The following is a 22,596-nucleotide window of genomic DNA, read 5'->3' as shown; positions in this document are numbered from 1 at the left end:
AGAACGACATGCCTGCTCCCCTCACGCTGGAAGGCTTCCGCGCGGACCTGGCGGAGTACCTCTACCTGCGGCCCGACGAAGTCGACCTCGACGAGAACCCGCTCTATGCGGGGCTGGACTCCCTGCGCATCGTCACCCTCATCGAACGGTGGCGTGAGACCGGTGTGGACGTCACCTTCGTCGAACTCGCCGAGCGCACCTCGTTCGCCCAGTGGTGGCAGCTGCTCTCCACCCGGCAGGAGGCCGCGAGGTGACGGCCCGTCATCCCTTGCTGGCCGCTCAGGAAGGCGTCTGGACGGGCCAGCGGCTCGACCCGGACAGCCCCGCCTACAACACGGCCGAATACGTGCACATCCACGGCCCCGTGGACCCGGCCGTCTTCGCGGCGGCCCTGCACCAGGTGGTCGCGGAGACGGAGGCCCTGAACGTCGCCTACGTCGCCGACTCCCAGGGCCGGCCCTGGGAGACGGACGTTCCGGCTGGCGACTGGCGCCTGCACACGGCGGACCACACCGCCGACCCGGATCCGCACGCCGCGGCCCTGGCCTGGATGGACGAGGACATGGCCCGCCCCGTCGACCTCGCGCGCGACCGGGTCTTCGGCCATGCCCTGCTGCGGATCGCGCCGGACGAGTACCTCTGGTACCACCGTGTCCACCACATCGCCCTCGACGGCTTCGGCCTGTCACTGGTCGCCCGCCGCGTAGCCGACGTCTACACCGCCCTGACGACGGGGGAGCCGGTGGGGGAGAGCGGCTTCGGCACCCTGTCCTCCGTAGGGGACGAGGAGCGCGCGTACCGGGAATCGCCCCGCTTCGCCAAGGATCGCGCCCACTGGACGGACCGGTATGCGGACCGGCCGCCGGTGGCGACCCCGGCCGGCCGCTCGGCCATGCCCGCGCACACCTTCCACCGCCGGGTCGCCGACCTCGACGCGGCACAGACGCAGACCCTGCGTGCCGTGGCCCGCGACCTCAAGGTCACCTGGTCCGAGGTTGTGCTGGCGGTCACGGCGGCCCGACTGCACCATGCCACCGGCGCACCGGAGATCGTCCTCAGCCTCCCCGCGATGGGCCGACTCGGTTCGGTCTCCCTGCGTGTGCCGTGCATGGTCCGCAACATCCTGCCCCTGCGCGTGACGGTCACCGAGGCGGACACCCTGCGCGACCTCGCCGCCCGGATCTCCCGCGAACTCCGCGCCGGCCTCCCTCACCAGCGCTACCGCTACGAACAACTGCGCCGAGACCTCAAACTGGTCGGCGGACAGCGCCGGTTGTCCGGTCCCGGCGTCAACATCATGCCCTTCGAGTACGACCTGCGTTTCGCCGGACACCGCAGCACGGTCCACAACGTCTCCGCCGGTCCCGTCGACGACCTGTCCGTCAACGTCTACGACCGCTCCGAGGGCGCGGGCCTGCGCATCGCCGTGGACGCCAACCCCGACCTGTACGACGAGGCAGACGTCGCCGCACTCCAGCAGGGGCTGCTCACCCTGCTGGATGAGGCCGTCGCCGACCCCGACCGGCCTCTCGCGGACCTGCGGGCGCGTGAGTCCGTCCCCGTCCTGGACGGCGGCCCGCTGCCCGGCCCGGCACGCCCGGTTGTCGGCCTGATCGCCGACCATGCCGCCCGGCGCGGCGGCTCCGTCGCCCTCGAACACGACGGACGCAGCATCACGTACGCGGAGCTCTTCGGTTCGGCGCGTGACCTCGCCCGCCGACTGGCCGCCCGTGGGGTGGGTCCCGGGGACCTGGTGGCCGTGGCCCTGCCGCGCGGCATCGACGCGATCACCGCCGCCCTCGGTGTCCTGCTCTGCGGCGCCGCCTACTGCCCGCTCGACCCGACGGCACCTCCGGCCCGCAGAGCCGAACTGCTGGAGGACGCCCGGCCCGCACTGACCCTCACGACCAGCGCCTACGCCGACGTCATGACGGATGCCCCACCAGCACCCGGCACCGTCCAGCCGACCGCTCCGACGCCGGACGATCTCGCCTACGTCCTGCACACCTCCGGCACCACCGGCCGCCCCAAGGGCGTCGAGATCGGTCACCGGGCCCTCGCGCACTTCGTCACCGGCGCCACCCACCGCTACGGCATCCAACGCCACGACCGCGTACTGCAGTTCGCCCCGCTGCACTTCGACACGAGCGTGGAGGAAATCTTCCTCACCCTGTGCGCCGGCGCGACCCTCGTCGTCCGCACCGACGACATGACCGACTCGCTCCCCGCGTTCCTGGACACCTGCGCACGACTGCGGATCAGCTTCCTCGACCTGCCCACGGCCTACTGGCACGAGGTGGCCTACGCCCTCTCCACGGGTGCCGCAGCCCTGCCCGCCGGCGTGCGGACCGTCGTCATCGGCGGCGAGGCGGCCCTGCCCGAGCGCGTCGACCGCTGGCGCAGGACCGTCGGCACCTCGGTACGGCTGCTGAACACCTACGGGCCGACCGAGGCCACCGTGGTCGCGACCGTCGCCGACCTCCACGACCCCGCCCTCGCACCGGGAGACGTGCCCATCGGGCTTCCGCTGCCGGGCACCCGGGCCGCGGTCGTCGACGGCGAACTCCACCTCCTCGGCGACAACCTGGCCACCGGCTACCGGGGAGGCCCGCTTCCGGACACCGCCCGCTTCGCACCCCTGGGCGTGCTCCCTGGAGCACCACGCGCCTACCGCACCGGCGACCGGGTACGGATCGGCGACGACGGTCAACTGCGCTACCTGGGCCGAACAGACACCGAGTTCAAGATCAGCGGGCATCGCGTGCACCCCGCCGAGGTCGAGAGCGCGCTCCTGGCCTGCGCAGGGGTCCGGGACGCCGCCGTCGTGGGCCGGGTATCGGAGGACGGGACGCGTCGGCCGGCGGCGTACGTCGTCCCGGACGGGCCGGACCCGTCCGCGGCCGGGATCAGGGACCACCTCCGTACGGTCCTGCCCCCGGCGATGATCCCTTCGGCGATCGAGTTCCTGGCCGACCTGCCCCGGACCGGCTCAGGGAAGATCGACAGGAAGGCACTCGCCACACCGGCCCCTGACCACGGCCCGCACGCGGGTGCGCCCGACAGCGCACTGGAGCGCACCATCGCCTCCGTCTGGCAGCGGGTGCTCGGCCTGGCCTCGGTCGCCGCGCAGGACGACGTGTTCGACCTCGGAGCCCAGTCGCTCCAGGCCATCCAGGTCGCCAACCGCCTCGGCGTCGAACTGGGCCGCGAGGTGAAGGTCGCCTGGCTCTTCCAGCACCCCCGCGTCGCCGACCTCGCGCGCTTCCTGCGACAGCAGGCAGGGCCGGCAACCCCGGGCCTGCCGCAGACACTGCTCGCCGACACCGTCCTCGACCCGGCCATCCGCCCCGGCGACGAGCACCGAGCGGGCGGAACACCGGACCGGATCCTGCTGACCGGCGCGACCGGATTCGTCGGCGTACACCTGCTGGCCCAGCTTCTGACGGACACGGAGGCGGAGATCGTCTGCACCGTCCGGGCCCCGAGTCCCGCCGAGGCCACCGCCCGCATCCACCAGGCCCTGGAAACCCACCGGCTCCGCCTTCCGGACGCGGCGCGGGAACGAGTCACGGCACTTCCCGCAGACCTTGCCCGCCCCCGACTCGGCCTGGCCGAGGGGACGTTCGCCGAACTGGCCCGTACCTGCGGGGCGATCTTCCACAACGCGGCGACCGTGAGCATCATGCGTGACTACGCCACCCTGCGCGCCGCCAACACCGAGTCGACCAGAGAACTGCTGCGCCTGGCGGCCGTACGCTCGGTGCCCCTGCACTTCGTGTCGACCCTCTCCGTGGCCCCGCCGCCCGGCCTCGCCGCCGAGGTACCGGAGGCGTTCTTCCCGCCCCACTCCGGACTGCGCTACGGCTACCAGCAGTCGAAGTGGGCGGCCGAGCGCCTGCTGGAGCAGGCCGCCGAGCGGGGCCTGCCGGTCACCGTGCACCGGCTCGGCCGGATCGTCGGCCCGGCCGCGACCGGCTACGTGAACGAGCGGGACTTCCTGTGGAGCGTGCTGCGCGCCGGGATCCCCGCAGGCATCGTCCCCGAGCTGTTCGAGGAGGAGACCTGGACACCCGTCGACCACGTCGCCGAAGCCCTCGTCCACCTCTGCCTCGAACCGACGAGTCCGGCGACCGTCTTCAACCATGCCGCCACCATCCCGGTGCGGCTGAGTGACATCTACGACTGGCTGGAGGACTACGGCTATTCGCTACGGCGCATGCCGCTGGCCCGGTGGAGAGCCGAACTCCCCGCTTACTCCGGCGTCGCGGCGACCACACTCGCCTTCTTCGACTCCTGGGACGCGGCCCCCGAAGACGCTGCCGGCCCCGACCTGCGCCTGGGACGGGTGCGCGCCGACAACGTCGTGAACGGCCTGCACGGCAGCGGCATCACGTGCCCGCCCGCCGACCGGGACCTCGTCTTCCGCTACCTCGACCACTGCGTCACCACCGGCAGCCTGCCCGCCCCGGCGGGACGGAAGAGCCATCCGGCAACAACCACAAAGTAGTTGGGAGATCCCGGGAACTCACCGGCACTTCTTCCCGACTACTGCAACAGAGTCCTTCGCCCCATGGGCACCCCGCTGCTAGGAGCACGCATGTCGAAGAAACGGCCCGTCGCCATCGCCCTGGCCGGCGCCCTGTGTCTGGTCACCGCGGCCTGCGCCGACTCCTCGACCGACACGGACAGCGCCGCCGACGGCAGAGCGACAGCCGCCGCCGCGAACACCGGCTACCCGGTCACCCTCGAGAACTGCGGAGTGTCGGAAAAGATCACCAAGGAGCCCAGCCGGGTCGTCGTCATGAACGGTGCCTCGGTCGCCGAGGTCTCCACACTCCTCGCCCTCGGCGTACAGGACAGGATCGTCGCCAACCAGCAGACCTACGGCATGTCCGAGGTCACCGGACGTGCCGCCGCCATCAAGGCGCTGTCCACCGGTGACGTCAAGCTCAACGACGCCTACGACATCCCGCGCGAGGCGATGATCGGGCTGCGCCCCGACCTGGTCCTGTCCACCACCTCGTACGGCTTCGACGAGAGGAACGGCTTCGCCACCCGAGATCAGCTCAAGGCGGTGGGAGCCAACACCTACGTGTCCCCGCAGGGCTGCGACCAGGACACCTCCAAGATGACGATCGCCGACAGCTACACGCTGCTGCGTGACATGGGCAAGGTCTTCGACAAGAGCGACGAGGCCGAGAAGATCATCGCCGCGTCGGAGAAGAACATCGCCGAGGTCGCCGCCAAGGTGAAGGGCGAGAAGCAGCCCAAGGTCATGGTCCTGTTCTCCAACATGGCCATGGGCGGCAACGACTTCAGCTCGGTCGTCGCCAAGGGCATCTACAACGACATCCTCGCCAAGGCCGGCGGCAGCAACGCCTTCGAGAACGCCTCGAAGAGCTCCTTCGCCGACCTGAGCAAGGAGAAGGTGGCCGCCACCGACGTCGACGCGCTCGTCGTCATCGGCTACAACGACCCGAACCCGGCGGCCTACGCCAAGAAACTGCTGAAGGAGTTCCCCCAGTGGCCGGCCGCGAAGAACAACACGTACGTGGCACTGTCGGACTCGATGTACCTCGGCCCCAGCAACGACCTGGCCGTCGAGAAGATCGCCAAGGCCCTGCACCCCGACAAGGTCTGAACGGACTGAGGCTGTCCCTCGCCGTCGGCGTCCTGCTCGCCGTGCTCGTCGTCGTCATGGTGGTGGCGGTGAGCATCGGCGCGGTCAACATCCCGGTCGGCGACGTGTGGGGGATCCTCCTGCACCACGTCACCGGCCAGGGCGCCACCGCGGACCCCGCACTGGACCAGATCGTGTGGACCTTCCGCGCCCCGCGAGTCGCCCTGGCCGCCCTGGTCGGCGCGGGCCTGGCGGTGGCGGGGGCGGTGCTGCAGACACTGGTCACCAACCCGCTCGCCGACCCGGTCGTCCTGGGCTTCTCCTACGGCGCCTCGTTCGGCGCGGTCCTCGTCATCACCCTCGGGGGTGTCGCGCTCGGCGGCCTGGGCGCACTTGGCGTCTCCGGAGCGGCGTTCGTCGGTGCCCTGGCCGCCGGTGCCCTGGTCTTCGTCCTCGGTCAGCGGCAGGGCCGGCTCGCCCCCACCCGGGTGGTACTGGCGGGGGTCGCGGTCGGCTACGTCCTGCTGTCGATGACCAGCTTCGTCCAGCTGCTGGCGACGCCCACCGAGCTGCGCACGGTGATGTTCTGGATGCTGGGCAGCGTGGCAGGCGCCCAGTGGAGCCAGCTGCCCACCGTCACGGTCGTCGTCCTGACAAGCACAGTCCTGTTGACCCTGCTGGGCCGACGCCTCAACGCGCTCCTCGCCGGCGACGAGTCGGCGACCGCGCTCGGCGTGGACGTCAACCGGCTGCGCGCCGGCCTGCTGGTCGTCAGCGCGCTGCTCACCGGCACCGTCATCGCTGTCGCGGGCGGTGTCGGCTTCGTCGGCCTGATGATCCCCCACCTGGTCCGCCTCAGCACCGGCGCCGACCACCGCAGACTCATTCCGCTGACCGCACTCCTCGGTGCCGTCTACCTGGTCCTCGTCGACCTGCTCTCCCGCACCCTCACCCGCCCCAACGAACTCCCGCTGGGCATCCTCACCGCCCTGCTCGGGGCCCCCTTCTTCCTGTGGCTGCTGCGCCGCAACAAGGGCCTGGACACCATATGAAACTGACCGTCGACCAGCTCCACATCACCCTGGACCGCAGGCCGATCCTCCGCGAGGTGAACCTGGAGGCGGCCAAGGGCGACATCGTCGGCCTGGTGGGCCCCAACGGCAGCGGCAAGTCCACCCTGCTGCGCACCGTCTACCGCTCACTGCGCCCCGCGGGTGGAGTGGTCAGGGTGGGCGGCGACGACGTATGGGAACTCTCCTCCCGCACGGCTGCACGCCGTACGGCGGCGGTCCTCCAGGACGCCGGCACCACCACCGGCCTGACGGTGACCGAGATCGTCGCCCTCGGCCGTACGCCCCACCACGGCCTGATGGGCAGGGACCGCGCCGAGGACCACGAGGCCGTCGCCGAAGCGGTCGCCCGCTGCGGTGTCACCCCGTTCGCACACCGCGACTACGCCACCCTCTCGGGCGGCGAACGCCAACGAGTCCTGCTGGCCAGGGCTCTCGCCCAGCACCCCCAGCTCCTGGTCCTGGACGAACTCACCAACCACCTGGACATCCGCGCCCGGTTCGAACTCCTGGACCTGATCCGCAGCACCGGGATCACCACCCTGGCAGTGCTGCACGACCTCGACCTCGCCGCCCGGCTCTGCGACCACCTCGTCGTGCTCCACGAGGGTGAGGTGGTGGCAGCCGGACCGGTACTGGAGGTCCTGACACCGGACCTCCTCCGCGACGTCTTCGGCGTACGGGGTGACACGGAACGCCACGCCGACGGCGTCGTCCGCATCACCTACGCGGCCCAGCCTCTCGCCCGCGACAGGGAGCCCGAGCCCGCACAACTGTGACGACCGCTGTCAGTCGCAGTTGTGCGGGCTCGTACATGATTCCGGTCCGGGTCAGCTCGCCGGCCTCCGCTCCGTCGAGACGGCGGACCAGATGCAGTGCCATGTCGATCCCGGCCGCCACACCGGCAGAGGTGGCGACGTCACCGTCGTCGACGTACCGTGCCCCGGCACGCACACCGATCGTGCCGTCGATGTCCGCGAGCTTGTCGAGATGGCACCGGTGCGTGGTGGCCGGCCGTCCGTCCGGTGAGCGGGCCGGCGGCCGCGAGGACCAGTGAGCCCGTGCATACGGTCGTCAGCGCAGTTCCCTGCCCAGGGACCGGGCGCCCGGAGGCCGGCCGATTGCCCCAGCCGTTGGCGCCCGACAGTTCCTTGAGGGGCGTGTCTTCCAGCACCTCAAGGGCGATGTCGACTACTTCACGCACCCCGTGGGGATCACTTCGATCCTGCTCGGCACAGACAGCATCACCATCACGCTCGGCGCCGTCTCGTCCACGACCCGGCACGGCCGTCCGCTCGTGGCCAACGCGATCGAGGGCCGGTTTCGCCCGTCCCCGGGTCTTCACACCGCAGGGGGCACGACGACCGCGGCAGGCTGATGGCCAGGTACGGGTGCTGAGGTAGTGCACGGCCGGCTGCTGTTCGAGCCTCGCCCTGTGTACCTTCGTAGCAGGCCGCGAGGTCCACACCTACGAGCGTAGAAGTGCGATGGCACCGTCCGCGCCCCTGCTGGGCGAGGCTGACCGGAAGGCACGCTGAACATGACCGGGCAAGGCGACCGTTGGACGGAACTGACCGGTGGACAGGCCGGAGAGGAGTACGCTCGGCGTTTCGCGCGGCTCGCCGAGTCCGGCCAAGACATCCATGGCGAGGCCACCTTCTGCGCCGCGCTGCTGAAGCCCGCCGCCCGGGTACTCGACGCCGGCTGCGGCACCGGCCGGATCGCGATCCGGCTCGCCGAACTGGGCCATCACTGCACCGGCGTGGACGTCGACCCATCGATGCTCGCCGTCGCCCGCCGCGACGCCCCCACACAAGAGTGGCTTCTCGGTGACCTGGCCCGTCTGGACACACTCGGCCTGAATCCGGGCTTCGACCTGGCGCTCGCCGCCGGAAATGTCATTCCGCTGCTGGCCCCCGGTACCGAAGCATCGGTCGTCCGGCAGCTGGCCACCGCGCTGCGTCCTGGCGGGCTGCTGGTCACGGGGATGGGGCTGGACGCGGCACACCTGCCGCTGCCGGAACCGCCGGTGACCCTTACGGAGTTCGACCACTGGTGTACCCAGGCCGGACTGACCCTGCGGCAGCGCTACGCCACCTGGAGCGGCGAGCGCTACTACCAAGGCTGCGGCTATGCCGTCAGCGTGCACTCCCGCCCCACCACATGAGTCCGCGCCCCGTCTGAGACCGTCCTCCTCACGTGGAAGACCAACGCGTGGGCCACCGGCGGAGCCGAAAGCTTCGGACGAAGAGCCTGACGTCAGTGTGTCAGGCACCCTCCGCGACGATGTCGGGCGGTCGGCGATCGCCGACCACGTCGGCGCGCGATGGTGTACGCCCCGGCACGTGCCCGTGGTGTCCCGCGTGCTGGGCGAGCAGCCGGACACCACGTGGGCCAGGGATCGGGAGGGGCTGCCGAAATGCCAGGCGGGCTCCGCCTGGCAACCAGCGAAGCCCGCCCTCGTACGGATGGTTCGTCAGGCCGTGTGCAGCGTCAGCCCGTACCGGCTGAGGATCTCGTTGACGGGCTGGAACCAGGTCTGGCCGCCGGTGCCGCAGTTGCCCCAGCCACCGGAGGTCACGCCCTGTGCCTGGTCACCGCTGATGAACGAGCCACCGGAGTCGCCGGGTTCGGCGCAGACGCTGGTCTTGGCCATCTGATACACCGAGCCCTGGCTGTAGTTGACGGTCTCGTTGTGGGCCTGGACCGTCCCGCAGTGCCAGTGAGTGGTCGACCCCGAACGGCAGATGGACGCGCCGACGGGCGCCACGGCCGAGCCGCGCACCAACTGGTCGGAGACGGTGCCCCAGCCGAGCACGACCGGTACGGTCCACCAGCCGCTGCCCACGTTGACCCAGGCGTAGTCGTTGTCGGGGAACGAGGAGCCCTGGAAGTTGCCGATGTAGGAGCGGTCCCAGCCGCTGACTCCGGCACCCGCCTGTCCGCAGTGTCCGGCGGTCACGAATCCGCCGTACACCGAAAACCCTATGGAACAGCGGACGTTGCCCGTGTAGTACGGGTCGCCGCCGACGGTTCCGGCGGCGAAGGTCGTGGGTGCGCTCGACGTCTCCTCTACGGTGACGGGCCCGGCTTCATGAGCACGGGCGAGGAATCGCTCGACATCGTTGTCGTCGCGCTGACCAGTGACAACACTCACGACGACCGAGCCGGCTCTCGGATCGGCGTGCCAACTGCTGACTCCTGCGGGAGCGGACAGCTTCTCCAAGCGCGCCTGGGTCGCGGCGAGTTGTCGTGCACTGTGTGTGACGGTACGGACGGTCGCGCCGGTGGCCCGTACGGCGTGGAGGGTTGTGGGGGAGGCGTCACGTGTGACACCGACGGTCAGTTTTCCGCTCGGGGCGTCGAACCAGGAGCCGCCGTACGAGGCTCCAGCGGCCCGGCGGGCCTTCGGTTCGGCGGCCGTCGCCGCCTTCTCCGCGGCGATGCGCGCCACGGCCTGGGTTTCTGACAGGCCCAGGTCGCGCTGCATGGCGGAGAGGAGCCCTGCGGAGGCGGGTGCTTCCGTGGTGGAGGGGGAGTCGCTGGCGGAGGCGGGCAGTGAGCCTGCCGTCGCGAACGTGCCGAACATGAGCAGTGCGGCCAGACTGGCGCGCGGAATCGTCGTGCGTCTCAAGGGAGTTGCCCTTCGTTGTTCCAGCAAGGTGGGGATGGAACGGAGGTGCAATGAGAGCGCTCTCACACGTATGGCTCGGCAGAGCGTAGCGCCTGATCATGGGCAGGTCCATACCAATGCGTTGTCCGAGTGTTACCCGATAGGTGATGGCAGGCAGCGCCCGTCACGTCCGGACGCAACAGGCGTGCCGCGGGCTGCCTGACAGACATGGCGCAACCACGGCAACGGCGATGCCGCCCACGATGCTGAAACCCGCCGAGGCGGCCCCAGCCTCGGGGGAGGTCGCCGCCGTCGCGTTCGTCACGGCGGTGACGGCATAGACGCGCACGTTCCTGTCCTCGCCACTACCGGCGCGGGTGGAAGAACCGTCTATGCGATCGACTTCCTTGCCCTGGTGGCCGTCTGGTTGATCGCCGGTAGGTACTTCGCCACTCGCCCCGTCATCGCCAAGGCTCCGACCCTCGGGTGCGTCGGCCTCCGACTGTTGCGATTGAAACCGTTCAATCGTCGATGCCGGGGACGCGTGGGGCGCCGTCGGCCAATTGTGTTCGCCCGACGGCTCGTCAGGAAATTCCTGTGCGTTCCATTGACCCCTGCCTCATGCGCCCCTACGTTCACCGCCATGAATCGATTCATCGTTTCTATGTGAGGGGCCGTAATGATCAGCAGGAGGAACATCCTGGCGGCCGCGACCGCCACAGTGGCCGCCGCCGCGGCCATCGACGCCGGATCAGCGGGGGCCGCACAGGCGTCCACGCCGGCCCAGGGGGGCGCGCACCGTGGCACCCTGCGCGTCACCACGCCCACCGTCGAGTACGTCCCGCACCCCCTGGGACTCGACGCCCAACGCCCTCGACTGAGCTGGCCGTTGGCCTCGGACAAGCCGGGCGTGAGCCAGAGCGCCTACCGGATCCGCGTCGCCTCCAGCGCGTCGCGCCTGTCCCACCCGGATGTCTGGGACAGCGGAAGGATCACCTCCGGCGAGTCCGTCCTCGTCCCGTACGCGGGGCCCCAACTCAAGCCGCGTACGCGCTACTTCTGGTCCGTGCAGGTATGGGACGCCGACGGCGGCGCCTCCGGCTGGAGCGCGCCGGCGTGGTGGGAGACCGGCCTCATGGACGCCGCGCAGTGGTCCGCCCAATGGGTCTCCGCTCCTGCGGCCCTCACCGACGCGCCCTCGCTGGCAGGCTCCGCGTGGATCTGGTTCCCCGAGGGTGAGCCGGCCAACAGCGCGCCCGCGGGCACCCGTTGGTTCCGTCGCACCGTCGATCTCCCGGACGGGATCACGGCCGCGACGCTCGCTATAAGCGCTGACAACGTTTTCTCCATCTCCGTGAACGGTGCCGAGGTGGCCCGCACCGACCTGGCGACGGAGTTCGAGAACTGGCGCCGGCCGACCGTCCTCGACGTCCTCGCCCAACTGCGTTCGGGGAAGAACGTCCTCGCGGTCTCAGCGGCCAACGCGAGCGTGGGACCCGCTGGGCTGATCGCCGTCCTCACGGTCCACACGGCCTCAGGCGAGCAGCGGATCGTCACCGACGCCTCCTGGAAATCGACGAACCAGGAACCCGCCGCCGACTGGCGTGGGGCGGACTTCGACGACAGCGGCTGGCCCGCGGCGAAGGTGGCGGCCGCCTGGGGAGCAGGGCCCTGGGGGAGGGTCGTCGCGGCGTCGTTCGCCGCCAACCAGTTGCGGCACGAGTTCAGGCTCCCTCGCAAGAAGGTGGCGCGCGCCCGCCTGTACGCCACGGCTCTCGGCCTGTACGAAGCCCATCTCAACGGCCGCCGCGTGAGCCGCGACCAGCTCGCTCCGGGCTGGACCGACTACCGCGAGCGCGTTCAGTACCAGACGTACGACGTCACCAAGCTCCTGCGGTCCGGCGCCAACGCCATCGGCGCATGGGTGGCGCCGGGCTGGTACGCGGGCAACGTCGGCATGTTCGGACCTCACCAGTACGGCGAACGCCCGGCACTGCTCGCGCAGTTGGAGGTCGAGTACGCCGACGGAACGAGCGAGCGCATCACCTCGGGCACGGACTGGCGGGCCACCTCCGGGCCGATCGTCTCCGCCGACCTGCTGAGCGGCGAGACGTACGACGCACGCAAGGAGACCTCCGGCTGGACCTCACCCGGCTTCGACGACCGGACCTGGCTCGACGTCCGTACGGCCGGCGACGCGGCTCCCGACCTGATCGTCGCGCAGGTGGACGGGCCGGTGCGGGTGGCAAAGGAACTCCCGGCCAAGACGGTGACCGAACCCAGGCCGGGCGTCTTCGTCTTCGATCTCGGCCAGAACATGGTCGGGTCGGTACGGCTGCGCGTCTCGGGTGACGCGGGAGTGACCGTACGGCTGAGGCACGCCGAGGTCCTCAACCCGGACGGCACCCTCTACACCGCGAACCTGCGCACCGCCACGGCCACCGACACGTACACCCTCAAGGGCGGTGGCGAGGAGACGTACGAGCCGCGCTTCACCTTCCACGGCTTCCGCTATGTCGAGGTGACCGGGTTGTCCAGCGCCCCCTCGGCGACTGCCGTGACCGGTCGCGTCATGCACACCTCCGCACCCTTCACCTTCGAGTTCGAGACCGACGTCCCGATGCTCAACAAGCTGCACAGCAACATCACTTGGGGGCAGCGCGGCAACTTCCTCTCCGTACCGACGGACACCCCCGCGCGCGACGAGCGCCTCGGGTGGACGGGTGACATCAACGTCTTCGCACCCACGGCCGCCTACACCATGGAATCGGCGCGCTTCCTCACCAAGTGGCTCGTGGACCTGCGCGACGCCCAGACCGCGCAGGGCGCCTTCACCGACGTGGCGCCGATGGTGGGCACAGTCGGCAACGGCGTCGCCGGATGGGGCGACGCGGGCGTCACGGTTCCCTGGTCCCTGTACCAGGCGTACGGGGACCGGCAGGTCCTGGAGGATGCCTGGCCGTCCATCCAGGCATGGCTGGCGTACCTGGAGAGAAACAGCACAGGCCTGCTGCGGCCGGACGCGGGATACGGCGACTGGCTGAACGTCTCCGACGAGACGCCCAAGGACGTCGTCGCCACCGCCTACTTCGCCCACAGCGCCGACCTCGCGGCCCGGATGGCCCACGAGCTGGGCAAGGACGCCACCCCCTACCTCGACCTCTTCACGCGCATACGGGCAGCGTTCCAGAACGCCTATGTCACCGCCGACGGCAGAGTGAGGGGCGACACGCAGACGGCCTATGTCCTCGCCCTGTCGATGAACCTGCTGCCGGACGCGCTGCGAAGTGCGGCAGCCGCCCGGCTCGTCGCGCTCATCGAGGCCAAGGACTGGCACCTGTCGACGGGATTCCTCGGCACGCCCCGACTGCTGCCCGTCCTCACCGACACCGGCCACACCGACGTCGCCTACCGGCTTCTCCAGCAACGCTCCTTCCCCAGCTGGGGCTATCAGATCGACAAGGGCGCCACCACCATGTGGGAACGCTGGGACTCCATCCGGCCCGACGGCAGCTTCCAGGACGCGGGCATGAACTCCTTCAACCACTACGCCTACGGATCGGTGGGGGAGTGGATGTACACGAACATCGCCGGGATCTCGGCGGGCCGTCCCGGCTACCGCGAGATCGTCGTCCGTCCACGTCCGGGCGGCGAAGTCACCACCGCCCGTGCCACGTTCGCCTCGGTCTACGGCCCGGTCTCCACACGCTGGCAACAGCGGGCCGACGGCTTCGCCCTGACGTGCGCCGTGCCGCCCAACACGACCGCCGAGGTATGGATCCCGGCGGCTGCTCCGGGGGAGGTCACCCACACCCGCGCGACGTTGCTGCGGCAGGAGGACGGCTGCGTGGTGTACCGGGTCGGGTCCGGCAGCCACCGCTTCACCACGTGACTCGCACGCCTGGTCCAACCGCTCACTTCAGCACCAATTGAACGATGGCCACGGTACCGATCGTCACGATGAGGGTCCGCAGCACCGCGGGGCTGAAGCGGCGGCCCACGGTGGCTCCGATCTGGCCGCCGATCGCGGAACTCACCGCGATCAGCGACACGGCCGTCCAGTCGAAGTCCGCCACGAAGAGGAAGAAGACCGCGGCGACGGTGTTGACCACGGCGGCGAGGACGTTCTTCGCGGCGTTGAGGCGTTGCAGCGTCTCGTCGAGGAGCATGCCCATCAGGGACATGTAGATGATTCCCTGAGCGGCGGCGAAGTAGCCGCCGTAGACGCTCGCGAGGGTCAGGCCCGTGAACAGCAGCGGGCCACCGTCGCGGCGGCCGGAGTGGCCGGTGCGGCTGCGGCGGCGCCGTACGCTCCTGCTGATCAGGGGCTGCAGCGCGACCAGGACGAGGGCCAGGCCCACCAGGGCCGGCACGATCATCTCGAACGCGGAGGCAGGCAGGGCGAGCAGGAGCGTGGCGCCCGTGAGGCCGCCCAGCAGGGCGCCGACGCTCAGTTTCAGGAGGCGCCGGCCCTGCCCCTTGAGCTCCTTCCGGTAGCCGATGGCTCCGCTGATGGAGCCGGGGATCAGTCCGAGCGCGTTGGAGACCGTGGCGGTGACAGGCGTCAGGCCGGTGGCGAGCAGAACGGGGAAGGTGATGAGTGTTCCGGAGCCGACAACGGCGTTGACCACACCCGCACTCACACCGGCCGCGAACACGGCGGCCATGCCCTCCGGCGTCACGTGGCGAACTCCGTCGAGGCTGCCAGGACCGGCGCCGACCGAGCCGTCCGCCAGCCGGTGTCCCACAAGATGTTCATCAGGCCGACGCTACCTGTCACTGCGATCCGAGAGGTGCCGGGAGGCGTCCAGGACGGCGGCCGCAGGCTGGTGCGCAGGGAGGAGGCCGCCACCCGATCGTAGGCGCGCGGCTTGCTCCTTGAGCAGCCGCCGGAACGCCTGTACGGCGGGCACCGTTCCCCGCCCTCGTATCATCCGGCGTAGGTCGAAGGCCTCATGGGAGTCAGGTCTTCGTGGTGCGGCAACAGCGCCAACGACCCCGGCACGGGCAGGTGGATCCAGCCTTCGATTCGGGCGTCGTCGAGCTCCGCCGCCTCCGGGCACGCGGTCAGGCCACATGCCACCGCACGCGCCGTCAACGCGCACACCAGCGCGTCGAAGGCATGCTCACTCGCGTCGTAGGTGCGCGCCGTCGGCGCATCGCACCGCAGCCAGGGCGCGGCGGCAAGAAGGGCATCCATGTCCCGGGGTCCGCCGAGAAGCTCCCAGCGGTGCCGGGACGCCTTCGGGTACACCTCGGCGATCGGCCCACGTCCCGTCCGGTCGACGCGAACACCACGACGGTTGAGCTCGTCCTCCAGATGAGCCCACCGCGCGACCATGGCGCCGATCCGGTCGAAAGGAGCCGGAAGCGGGGGCTTGAGCGGGTAGATCTGGTCGCGCACGATCCGGTCCGTCAGCCGGTACCGAAGGTAGTCCTTCCGGTAGCGCTCACTGTCCTGGCCGCGGCCCGGCCACGGGTCCTCGGCGTGGTGCGCTCCCACCGCACGCACGAACTCGGCCGGCCACCCGAACGGTGTGTCGACACCGGCCTGGTCACCGGGACGCAGACCCGAGAGTTCGTTGATCAGCACCTCGTCAGTGCACTTGAGCGCGGGGAGCCCGACCGCTGCCATCCCGTCCGTCCACTCCAACACCGACATCGCCGTCTTCGAACGGTCGGCTGACAGATCGATCCCCACCGTGCGCATGCCGCCCATGGTGACAGGTCCAGCGTGCGCACACGCCGCGGCGAAAACAATGTCGAGGCGACCGTCTTCTGGACGCCGCCCAGCACGCCCCCGGACACTTACCGGATCGGGACCGGCTTCGGCGAGGTCAAAGCCCAGCCATCGAGCGCGGGCAGATGATCTCCGAAGGTGGCGACGGATGGCCGGCCCCACCGGCCACGGAGGGTCCCTGGGCGCCGCCCTCAACGGCCTCCTGGACGAGTTCGAGGACCACTTCATCGACGACATCATCGAGCAGGACGCGGCACCTCCGCAGTCACCTGGCCCCTGCCGACGACCAGTGTGTCGGCGTCGGCGGAGACGAGCTTGCTGCGCCCGGTGCACTGCAGATCGCCGCCGGTGTCGATGTACGTCGCGACCTTGTCGCCCGGCCCGCCCGGCCCGCCCGGTGAGATTTCCACCTCGTGATTTCCGGCATGCCCTCCTGCGCTTTCCTCAGCCAGGAACCAATCCCGACCAGGGACAAATCCTTCCTACCTTCGCCGCTGAATTCCGTGCCACGCTTCCGGAGCACGATTCACCCAATTCTTTTTGAGGAGAAATTCCCGCCATGCCTTCCACTTCCACCCGCCCCACGGTCGCCGTCGCGTTCCACTCCGGATACGGTCACACCGCTGTCATCGCCGAGGCGGTGGCGCGCGGTGCTGCGGCAGTCGGGGCCGAGGTGATCTCCATCTCCGTGGACGCGATCACCGAGGAGCAGTGGGCACAGCTGGACGCCGCGGACGCGATCATCTTCGGTGCCCCCACCTACATGGGTACTGCGTCCGCCGCCTTCCACACCTTCGCCGAGGCCAGCAGCAAGCGCTGGTACACCCAGGCCTGGGCGGACAAGATCGCCGCCGGGTTCACCAACTCCGGTGCCAAGAACGGCGACAAGTCCTCGACTCTGGGCTACTTCTTCACCATGGCCGCCCAGCACGGCATGCACTGGGTCAGCCTTGGCGTGCAGCCGGGCTGGGCCTCCACGGAGGGCAGCGAGGACGACGTCAACCGTCTGGGCTACTTCGTCGGTGCGGGCGCGCAGACCCCGGTCGATGCCGGCCCGGAGGCGGTCCACAAGTCGGACATCGCCACCGCCGAGGGTCTCGGTGCCCGCGTCGCGCAGCAGACCGCGTTCTTCAGCGCCGGCCGTGCCGCCCTCGCGGCCGCCTGACAAAGCCCTTCTCCCGCATCGTCAGATCATCGAGGAGCACCCCCATGCCCGATTCCCCGAACCTCACTCTCGTCCGCCGTCTGTACGACTCCGGCATGGCTCCGGATGTGGTCGCCGAGGTCATCGACCCCGGCATCGTCTGGGACATCACCCCCGGCTTCCCCTACGGCGGGGTCTACAAGACCTGGGCGAGCGTCGGCGGCGACTTCTTCGGCCGGCTCACGCCCCGCTTCACCTCTTTCGGCGCGGTGGCCGAGGACTTCTACGGCGCCGGTGAGCACGTCTTCGTGCACGGCCACTACCACGCCGTGTCCAAGTCCGGCCAGGAGTCGGACGCGCGGTTCATCCACCTGTGGACGGTCACCGACGGCAAGCTCACCCGCCTGATCCAGGCCGCCGACAGCCACGTCGTCCAGCAGGCCGCGAACAACTGACGCCCGCACCCATCCCAGGGAGCGCTCCGATGGCGAAGGACCTCTTCCTCGTCACCGCCGCCGACCACTGGACCCGGGCCGACGGGGCCGGGCAGCCGTCCGGCTTCTGGGCCGAGGAGGCCATCGCTCCGTACGGCGTCTTCGAGGCGGCCGGGTACGAGATCGGCGCGGCCACCCCGGGCGGCGTACCGCCCACCGCCGACGCGCTCAGCCTGCCCCGACTTCAACGGCGGTGAGGAGGGCGCCGAGCGGATGAAGACCGCCCTGCGCGACGCGACCGAGCTGGCGAACCCCATCCGCATCGAGGACGCCCGGATCGACGACTGCGACGCCGTCTTCGCGCCCGGTTGCCGGGGTCCGACGGGAGGATCTCTCCGACGATCCCACGGCCGTCAAGCTGCTGGGCGCTGGCTCGCCTCCGGCGAGATGGTGTCGCTGGTGTGCCATGGCCCGGCCGCGCTGCTGTTCACCGTGGACGCCGTCGGCAAGTCGCCGTTCGCCGGTTACCGCCTGACCGGACCGTCCAACTCCGAGGAGATACACAACGGTCTCGCCGACCGGGCGAAGTGGCTGTTCCAGGACCGTCTCGTCTCGGAACGGGCGCGGACTACTGCAAGGGCGAGGAGAACTTCGCGCCCTACCTGGAGGTGGACCGCGACCTCATCATCGGCCAGAACCACGCCTCGGCGGTCCCGCGCGCCCAGGAGGTCGTCAAGGCGCTGAGCTGACGCCCAGCGCTGTCACAGAAGAACGTCACAGAAAGCAGAAAGAGGTAGTGCGCATGCGGGCCAGGGCGACCATAGCCGTGATAACGACGTCCGCTACTTCCGCATGCACGTTCGCCCATGTCGAGGACTCTTTGCGGGGGTTGGTCCCGCGGGCCCCGATGACCGCCTGGGCTGCTTCCCCGGTTTCTTCGGAGATCTTGAGGACCTGCAGGGTCCACCGCTCCTCTGGATCCAAACCGAGTTCGGCGTCGTGCGCGTCGAAGCGGCGGGCGAGCTGATGGATGGTGTCCCAGGTGTTGCCGTGCACGGCGTGGTGTCTCCTTCAGCGGTGCTGGTGCGGGGCGGGAGGTCAAGACGGAAACCGGTGGTGAGCGTCGTCGTGCCGATGCCGAACGGCCCGTTGATCCGCACGGTCATCTAGTGTCTCCCGCGGTCGTCAGGTCCGGCGCCCTGGTTCCCCCGTCCCCGTCCAGGGCGGGCCAGTGGAAGACCAACCGGGAATGTGTCTTCTCCAGCACATGGCCATCAGGCAGGTCACGGTCCGCCGTGTCTGTGGGGTGCACGCTCAGGCGGGGGTAGCCCGTGGCGCGGACCGTGTTGTCCCAGGCGCGGACCCGAGTGGCCATCTGCTGGGCGAGGCTTTCGCGGGCCGGGCCGACGGCATGGACCGTGAACTCCCTGCGCTGCTCGGCAGGGGTGTCCCCGTCCTTGACCCTGACATGGGTCAGGTACGCCAGAGATCCCTCACCCAGCATGGCGGCCGTAGCCGTCCCACGCGGCACGGCCGCCAGGCCGCCGTCCCGCTCGTGGTCCAGCGCGAGGCGGCAGAAGCCGTCCAAGGTGGTGGCCAGCAGCAGTTGCAGGGTCTCGAAGGACTCGTCGGCGGCCACACACACGCCCGTGGCGAGCTCGTAGCGAGGCCCTCGCAGCGCCTGCTCCAGACCCGCGGTGTCCGTGGGGATCCCGTCCTCGAAGCGGAGGTGGAGCCCGCCGGGCAGGTCAACGGTGGGGGTGGTGCGGGCTGCGGATCCCCGGTCGCGGACGAAGCCGCAGAACGTCCAGTCGCCCGGTCCGGCCTCGAGTACGTTCCCGCGCTTGTGCAGGACGATCGCCCGGGTGCAGCCGTGCAACTCCAGCGGCAGGACGAGGTGACGGTCCTCGGCGAGCTGGGTGCGCCAGGCCGGGGCGATGTCCCAGACGTTGTGGGTGATCACGATTCCGTCGAAGCCGCCGGCAGGCACGTGGTCCGGTGCGCCGAGGGCACCGTCGCCCAGGATCGCGGTGACACGGCCGCTGCCAGCCTCTGCCGTCAACCGCTGGGTGCGGCGTACGACGTACGGGTCGAGGTCGACCGTGACGACCCGGCCGCGCGAGCCGACCACGTATGCGACGAGCTCAGCGTTGAAACCGCCCGACCCCACCTCGAGCACCGTCATTCCCTGCTCCGGGCGCAGGCTGTCGATCATGACGCCCTGCAACCACGAGGCGGAGACGCTGCTGACCGCCCGCCCCGCCGCGTCCTTGGAGGTGACGACGGCGAGGTCGTCGTCGTACGCCGTCTCCAGCGTGACCTCGGGGACATACCGGTGGCGGGCCACGTGCTGCAGAGCTTCGCGTACCGGCGACGACAGGGCGTACCCGCGCCGGAGGATGTTCTCGGTCATCTGCCGCCGCAGCCGCGCTGCTTGCGGCGGTTCACCACCGACCGGTGGTCGCTGACCGGCCACCAGGTAGTCGTGCACGGGTGGCAAGCCGGGCAGAACTCCCGGCCACACGGCGTCCAGGGCGGCAGCGGACGGCGCGAAGATCCGGCCAAGGGCGGCCAACGAGTACAGATCGTGCCACTCCCACCGCTCGAACCCTTGCTCAGGTGGAGCGAGTTCACCGGACCAGGCGACGGCGCGCACTACACCGGACAGGCGCCGCAGCGGACCGCGGTCGTCATGAAGGATCGTCACCAGATGGGCGTCCTCGGCACGGCAGGTCAAGCCGGTTTCTTCGGCCAGTTCACGCACGGCCGCCTTCGGGAAGTCCTCGCCCGGCTCGACGCCGCCTCCGGGCAATTCCCACATGGCGTCCCGGGAACGCCCGAGCAGCACCCGCCCGAAGGCGTCGGTGACCACCATGCACGCGCCGGCAACCGCTCGGGCGGGCGGCAGCCCCTCCTTCTCTGCCGCGGTGAACTCCTGGAGCGCGTCACGCAGGACGAGGACCGCCAGGCCGTCGGCGTCGAACCGCTGAGCGGTCCTCCACCCCTCGGTCAGCAGCCGGATCTCGTCCTCGTCCAGAGCGATGTCGCGCCGTTCGGCCGGGGTGCCGGCGGCCGGAGGAGTGATCACCACGATCGCGCCGCCCGGGCGCAACCGCCCTGCGAGCGTGTACAGGACCCGCTGCCGGTCGCCGAGGAAGGGATACACCAGGCGCAAGCTGATCAGGTCGTACCCGTCGTCGCTCAGCTCGGCGTGTTCGTCCTGGGCGATGTCCAGGCACAACCAGCGAACGCCCACCGCGTCCGCCTGTTCGGCCCGAGCACGGGCGAGAGCGCTGTCCGCGTAGTCGACGGCATCGACCAGATAGCCGAGTTCACCCAGGTAGGCGGCCAGCTCTCCCGTGCCGCAACCCACGTCCAACGCCCGCCCATTGGCCGGGGCGGGAACGTGCTCGGCAAGCAGAGACTTCTCGCTCCGGCCGACCAGGCGGAAGCCCCGGCCGTCCGCATAGTGCCGGTCCCACTCAACCCGACGGACGTAAGCCACGTAGCTGCTCCTCATCGTGTGGTGTTTCGCCTCGGCTGTACTGCTCGGGTTCGGAGCCGGTCACCTCTCGGGCGCGGTTGAGTGAACCTGGGACGGGATCCGGGTCAACCGCATGAGAGCGGGATCGCTCTGGAAACCGAGCGCGGCGTACAACGGGACGGAGTCGTCGGACGCGTGCAACTCGTAGAGCGTCACGCCGTCCCCTTCCAGGTGCGCGAGCAGCGCGGTCATGGCGGCCTTGGCATAGCCGCGCCGGCGGTAGGCGGGATCGGTGGCGACGGCCTGGATCCGTGCGGCCAGACCCTTGGGGTACCTGGGGGCGGGGAGCACGGCGTCGACCAGGGCGAGAGCACAGGCCGCCAGCCCGCCCTCCGGCGCGTCGACCACGTAGGCCCGGGCGTCCCCGCCCGTAACGAGGCGCGCGGCGAGGTGGTCGCGGCAGACGGCCAGCCAGTCCTCGTTCAGCGGCTCGGACAGAATGAGTTCGGACCTCAGACGGGCGATCTCGCTCGCATCGCCGGGAACCGCGAGACGCGGCACCCCTCCCGCACAGGGCCCCGGCACCATGGTCCCGGTCCGGGCGTGATCGGCGGCCGGACGAACGCCCTGCGCCACGGCGTCCCGTTGCTCATCCGGGTGCTTGTCGCCGAAGAAGGCGGTGCGTTGCGCCGCGTGCCGGAGCACCAGGTCGCGGGTTGACGGGCTCAGCCGCAGTCGGTGCAGCATCTCGGGCGGAAACCAGCGCAGAAGGACGCCTTCGGTGAGGCGCAGGCGGTCGGGGTCGCCGTTCCAGCGGCCCGCGAAGACCTCGATCAGTACGCTCAGTCCGTCGGTGCCGGTGGCCTTCTCCACGGCGAAGGACTTCAGGACCGGGACGAGGAGATCGGGTACCTCCTCGCCGAGTTCGCGCCGCAGCGTGTCCTCGAGCGTCTCGTCCTCCGGCTCGCTGCCGCCGCCAGGCAAGGCAAATGACCCGGGCTCCCAAATATGCGCGTAGTTGTCACGCAGGTGCAGCAGATACCGGCCCGCGTCGTCGCAGATCAGCGCCGAGGCGTTCACCGGCTCCGGCCGCCCGTCGAGCCCCGACCCGAGCAGTTTGGCGCGCAGTGCCGGGAAGCTGACCTCGTCGAAGGAGCGCCACTCGGCTCCAGCGACCTTCTCTTCCTGCAGGACGAGATCGGGATGCTCCTCGGCCAGGTAGAACGCGAACCTGAGGTCGTAGTGCCGGTGTGCCGGCTCCCCCTTGTCCGGGCGGGCGTCGATGTCGTGATGGTCGATGTCGATCGGCACTGGGCTTGATCCGCTTTGACGGACATTCGAGATCAGGGGTTCTGCCCCGGGAAGATGTCCATCATGGAGAGCATGGGGAAGAAGAAGCCTCGGCCTCGCCGTTCGTTCACGCCGGAGTTCAAGGCTGAGATCGTCGAGCTGTGCCGGCGCGGTGACCGTTCGGTCGGTCAGATCGCCAAG

19 protein-coding genes are annotated in these 22,596 nt (G+C 70.1%); 12 read left to right on the top strand and 7 right to left on the bottom strand.

Going from position 1 to position 22,596, the window contains the following annotated elements; all coding sequences use genetic code 11:
* Positions 1 to 8: 8 nt before the first annotated feature.
* From G3I71_RS05200 to G3I71_RS05170, 7 genes are all read left to right on the top strand, one after another.
* On the top strand, positions 9 to 254 hold the full coding sequence (locus G3I71_RS05200; RefSeq protein WP_164312740.1) for a phosphopantetheine-binding protein: 246 nt from the start codon (positions 9 to 11) through the stop codon (positions 252 to 254).
* Positions 251 to 4,507, top strand: coding sequence for a non-ribosomal peptide synthetase (locus G3I71_RS05195; protein WP_164312739.1), 4,257 nt, complete (start codon positions 251 to 253; stop codon positions 4,505 to 4,507). Before G3I71_RS05200 ends, G3I71_RS05195 begins: the two co-directional genes overlap by 4 nt.
* A gap of 90 nt (positions 4,508 to 4,597) precedes the next feature.
* Positions 4,598 to 5,641 carry an ABC transporter substrate-binding protein gene (locus G3I71_RS05190; RefSeq protein ID WP_164312738.1) on the top strand — a complete coding sequence of 348 codons (1,044 nt, stop codon included), beginning with the start codon at positions 4,598 to 4,600 and terminating at the stop codon, positions 5,639 to 5,641.
* A gap of 56 nt (positions 5,642 to 5,697) precedes the next feature.
* Positions 5,698 to 6,672: an iron ABC transporter permease gene (locus G3I71_RS05185; protein ID WP_164312977.1), complete on the top strand. Its 975-nt coding sequence runs from the start codon at positions 5,698 to 5,700 to the stop codon at positions 6,670 to 6,672.
* Positions 6,669 to 7,469, top strand: coding sequence for an ABC transporter ATP-binding protein (locus G3I71_RS05180; protein WP_164312737.1), 801 nt, complete (start codon positions 6,669 to 6,671; stop codon positions 7,467 to 7,469). Before G3I71_RS05185 ends, G3I71_RS05180 begins: the two co-directional genes overlap by 4 nt.
* Before the next feature lie 428 nt (positions 7,470 to 7,897).
* The gene (locus G3I71_RS05175) at positions 7,898 to 8,068 is read left to right on the top strand and encodes a hypothetical protein (protein WP_164312736.1); all 171 of its coding nucleotides are present in this window, start codon (positions 7,898 to 7,900) and stop codon (positions 8,066 to 8,068) included.
* Between the two features lie 162 nt (positions 8,069 to 8,230).
* Entirely contained in the window at positions 8,231 to 8,857 is a 627-nt protein-coding gene (locus tag G3I71_RS05170; RefSeq protein WP_164312735.1) for a bifunctional 2-polyprenyl-6-hydroxyphenol methylase/3-demethylubiquinol 3-O-methyltransferase UbiG, read from the top strand.
* 309 nt (positions 8,858 to 9,166) lie between these two features.
* On the opposite strand, the gene G3I71_RS05165 is transcribed toward G3I71_RS05170, so the two are convergent.
* Positions 9,167 to 10,324 (bottom strand): S1 family peptidase, encoded by a 1,158-nt coding sequence (locus G3I71_RS05165; protein WP_164312734.1) that lies wholly within the window; start codon positions 10,322 to 10,324, stop codon positions 9,167 to 9,169.
* A 658-nt stretch (positions 10,325 to 10,982) separates the two neighbouring features.
* Between G3I71_RS05165 and G3I71_RS05160 the strand changes: the two genes are divergently transcribed.
* A complete protein-coding gene (locus G3I71_RS05160) occupies positions 10,983 to 14,195 on the top strand; it encodes an alpha-L-rhamnosidase (protein WP_164312733.1) in 3,213 nt (1,070 codons plus the stop codon).
* A gap of 22 nt (positions 14,196 to 14,217) precedes the next feature.
* On the opposite strand, the gene G3I71_RS05155 is transcribed toward G3I71_RS05160, so the two are convergent.
* The 3 genes from G3I71_RS05155 to G3I71_RS05145 all read right to left on the bottom strand — a co-directional run bounded on the left by G3I71_RS05155 (position 14,218) and on the right by G3I71_RS05145 (position 16,453).
* Complete coding sequence (locus tag G3I71_RS05155) at positions 14,218 to 14,970, bottom strand: sulfite exporter TauE/SafE family protein (protein WP_164312976.1); 753 nt, start codon at positions 14,968 to 14,970, stop codon at positions 14,218 to 14,220.
* A gap of 263 nt (positions 14,971 to 15,233) precedes the next feature.
* Entirely contained in the window at positions 15,234 to 16,013 is a 780-nt protein-coding gene (locus G3I71_RS05150; RefSeq protein ID WP_164312732.1) for a DUF429 domain-containing protein, read from the bottom strand.
* 266 nt (positions 16,014 to 16,279) lie between these two features.
* Positions 16,280 to 16,453 (bottom strand): hypothetical protein, encoded by a 174-nt coding sequence (locus tag G3I71_RS05145; RefSeq protein ID WP_164312731.1) that lies wholly within the window; start codon positions 16,451 to 16,453, stop codon positions 16,280 to 16,282.
* Between the two features lie 149 nt (positions 16,454 to 16,602).
* Between G3I71_RS05145 and G3I71_RS05140 the strand changes: the two genes are divergently transcribed.
* The 4 genes from G3I71_RS05140 (at position 16,603) to G3I71_RS52590 (ending at position 18,370) form a co-directional block, all read left to right on the top strand.
* The gene (locus G3I71_RS05140) at positions 16,603 to 17,208 is read left to right on the top strand and encodes a flavodoxin family protein (protein WP_164312730.1); all 606 of its coding nucleotides are present in this window, start codon (positions 16,603 to 16,605) and stop codon (positions 17,206 to 17,208) included.
* A gap of 44 nt (positions 17,209 to 17,252) precedes the next feature.
* Positions 17,253 to 17,642, top strand: coding sequence for a nuclear transport factor 2 family protein (locus G3I71_RS05135; RefSeq protein WP_164312729.1), 390 nt, complete (start codon positions 17,253 to 17,255; stop codon positions 17,640 to 17,642).
* Between the two features lie 29 nt (positions 17,643 to 17,671).
* Positions 17,672 to 17,878: a hypothetical protein gene (locus G3I71_RS52595; protein ID WP_343242855.1), complete on the top strand. Its 207-nt coding sequence runs from the start codon at positions 17,672 to 17,674 to the stop codon at positions 17,876 to 17,878.
* Positions 17,879 to 18,208: 330 nt separating this feature from the next.
* A complete protein-coding gene (locus tag G3I71_RS52590; RefSeq protein ID WP_343242854.1) occupies positions 18,209 to 18,370 on the top strand; it encodes a hypothetical protein in 162 nt (53 codons plus the stop codon).
* Positions 18,371 to 18,395: 25 nt separating this feature from the next.
* On the opposite strand, the gene G3I71_RS05125 is transcribed toward G3I71_RS52590, so the two are convergent.
* The 3 genes from G3I71_RS05125 to G3I71_RS50205 all read right to left on the bottom strand — a co-directional run bounded on the left by G3I71_RS05125 (position 18,396) and on the right by G3I71_RS50205 (position 22,416).
* Positions 18,396 to 18,677 (bottom strand): MazG-like family protein, encoded by a 282-nt coding sequence (locus G3I71_RS05125; protein WP_164312728.1) that lies wholly within the window; start codon positions 18,675 to 18,677, stop codon positions 18,396 to 18,398.
* A gap of 106 nt (positions 18,678 to 18,783) precedes the next feature.
* A complete protein-coding gene (fxlM, locus tag G3I71_RS05120) occupies positions 18,784 to 21,126 on the bottom strand; it encodes a methyltransferase, FxLD system (protein ID WP_343242853.1) in 2,343 nt (780 codons plus the stop codon).
* A gap of 60 nt (positions 21,127 to 21,186) precedes the next feature.
* Positions 21,187 to 22,416: a GNAT family N-acetyltransferase gene (locus G3I71_RS50205; protein WP_203729432.1), complete on the bottom strand. Its 1,230-nt coding sequence runs from the start codon at positions 22,414 to 22,416 to the stop codon at positions 21,187 to 21,189.
* Positions 22,417 to 22,596 lie beyond the last annotated feature (180 nt).

This window comes from Streptomyces sp. SID12501 (genome assembly GCF_010550245.1).
Lineage (GTDB): Bacteria > Actinomycetota > Actinomycetes > Streptomycetales > Streptomycetaceae > Streptomyces.
Note: the sequence above shows the minus strand (reverse complement) of the source record. Positions and strands in the feature narration are given on the sequence as shown.

Bases quoted from the DNA above. Each gene is read 5' to 3' on its own strand.
- G3I71_RS05200 (WP_164312740.1), top strand. From the start codon at position 9: ATGCCTGCTCCCCTCACGCTGGAAGGCTTCCGCGCGGACCTGGCGGAG.
- G3I71_RS05190 (WP_164312738.1), top strand. From the start codon at position 4,598: ATGTCGAAGAAACGGCCCGTCGCCATCGCCCTGGCCGGCGCCCTGTGT.
- G3I71_RS05185 (WP_164312977.1), top strand. From the start codon at position 5,698: ATGGTGGTGGCGGTGAGCATCGGCGCGGTCAACATCCCGGTCGGCGAC.
- G3I71_RS05180 (WP_164312737.1), top strand. From the start codon at position 6,669: ATGAAACTGACCGTCGACCAGCTCCACATCACCCTGGACCGCAGGCCG.
- G3I71_RS05170 (WP_164312735.1), top strand. From the start codon at position 8,231: ATGACCGGGCAAGGCGACCGTTGGACGGAACTGACCGGTGGACAGGCC.
- G3I71_RS05160 (WP_164312733.1), top strand. From the start codon at position 10,983: ATGATCAGCAGGAGGAACATCCTGGCGGCCGCGACCGCCACAGTGGCC.
- G3I71_RS05155 (WP_164312976.1), bottom strand. From the start codon at position 14,970: ATGGCCGCCGTGTTCGCGGCCGGTGTGAGTGCGGGTGTGGTCAACGCC.
- G3I71_RS05150 (WP_164312732.1), bottom strand. From the start codon at position 16,013: ATGCGCACGGTGGGGATCGATCTGTCAGCCGACCGTTCGAAGACGGCG.
- G3I71_RS05140 (WP_164312730.1), top strand. From the start codon at position 16,603: ATGCCTTCCACTTCCACCCGCCCCACGGTCGCCGTCGCGTTCCACTCC.
- G3I71_RS05135 (WP_164312729.1), top strand. From the start codon at position 17,253: ATGCCCGATTCCCCGAACCTCACTCTCGTCCGCCGTCTGTACGACTCC.
- G3I71_RS52595 (WP_343242855.1), top strand. From the start codon at position 17,672: ATGGCGAAGGACCTCTTCCTCGTCACCGCCGCCGACCACTGGACCCGG.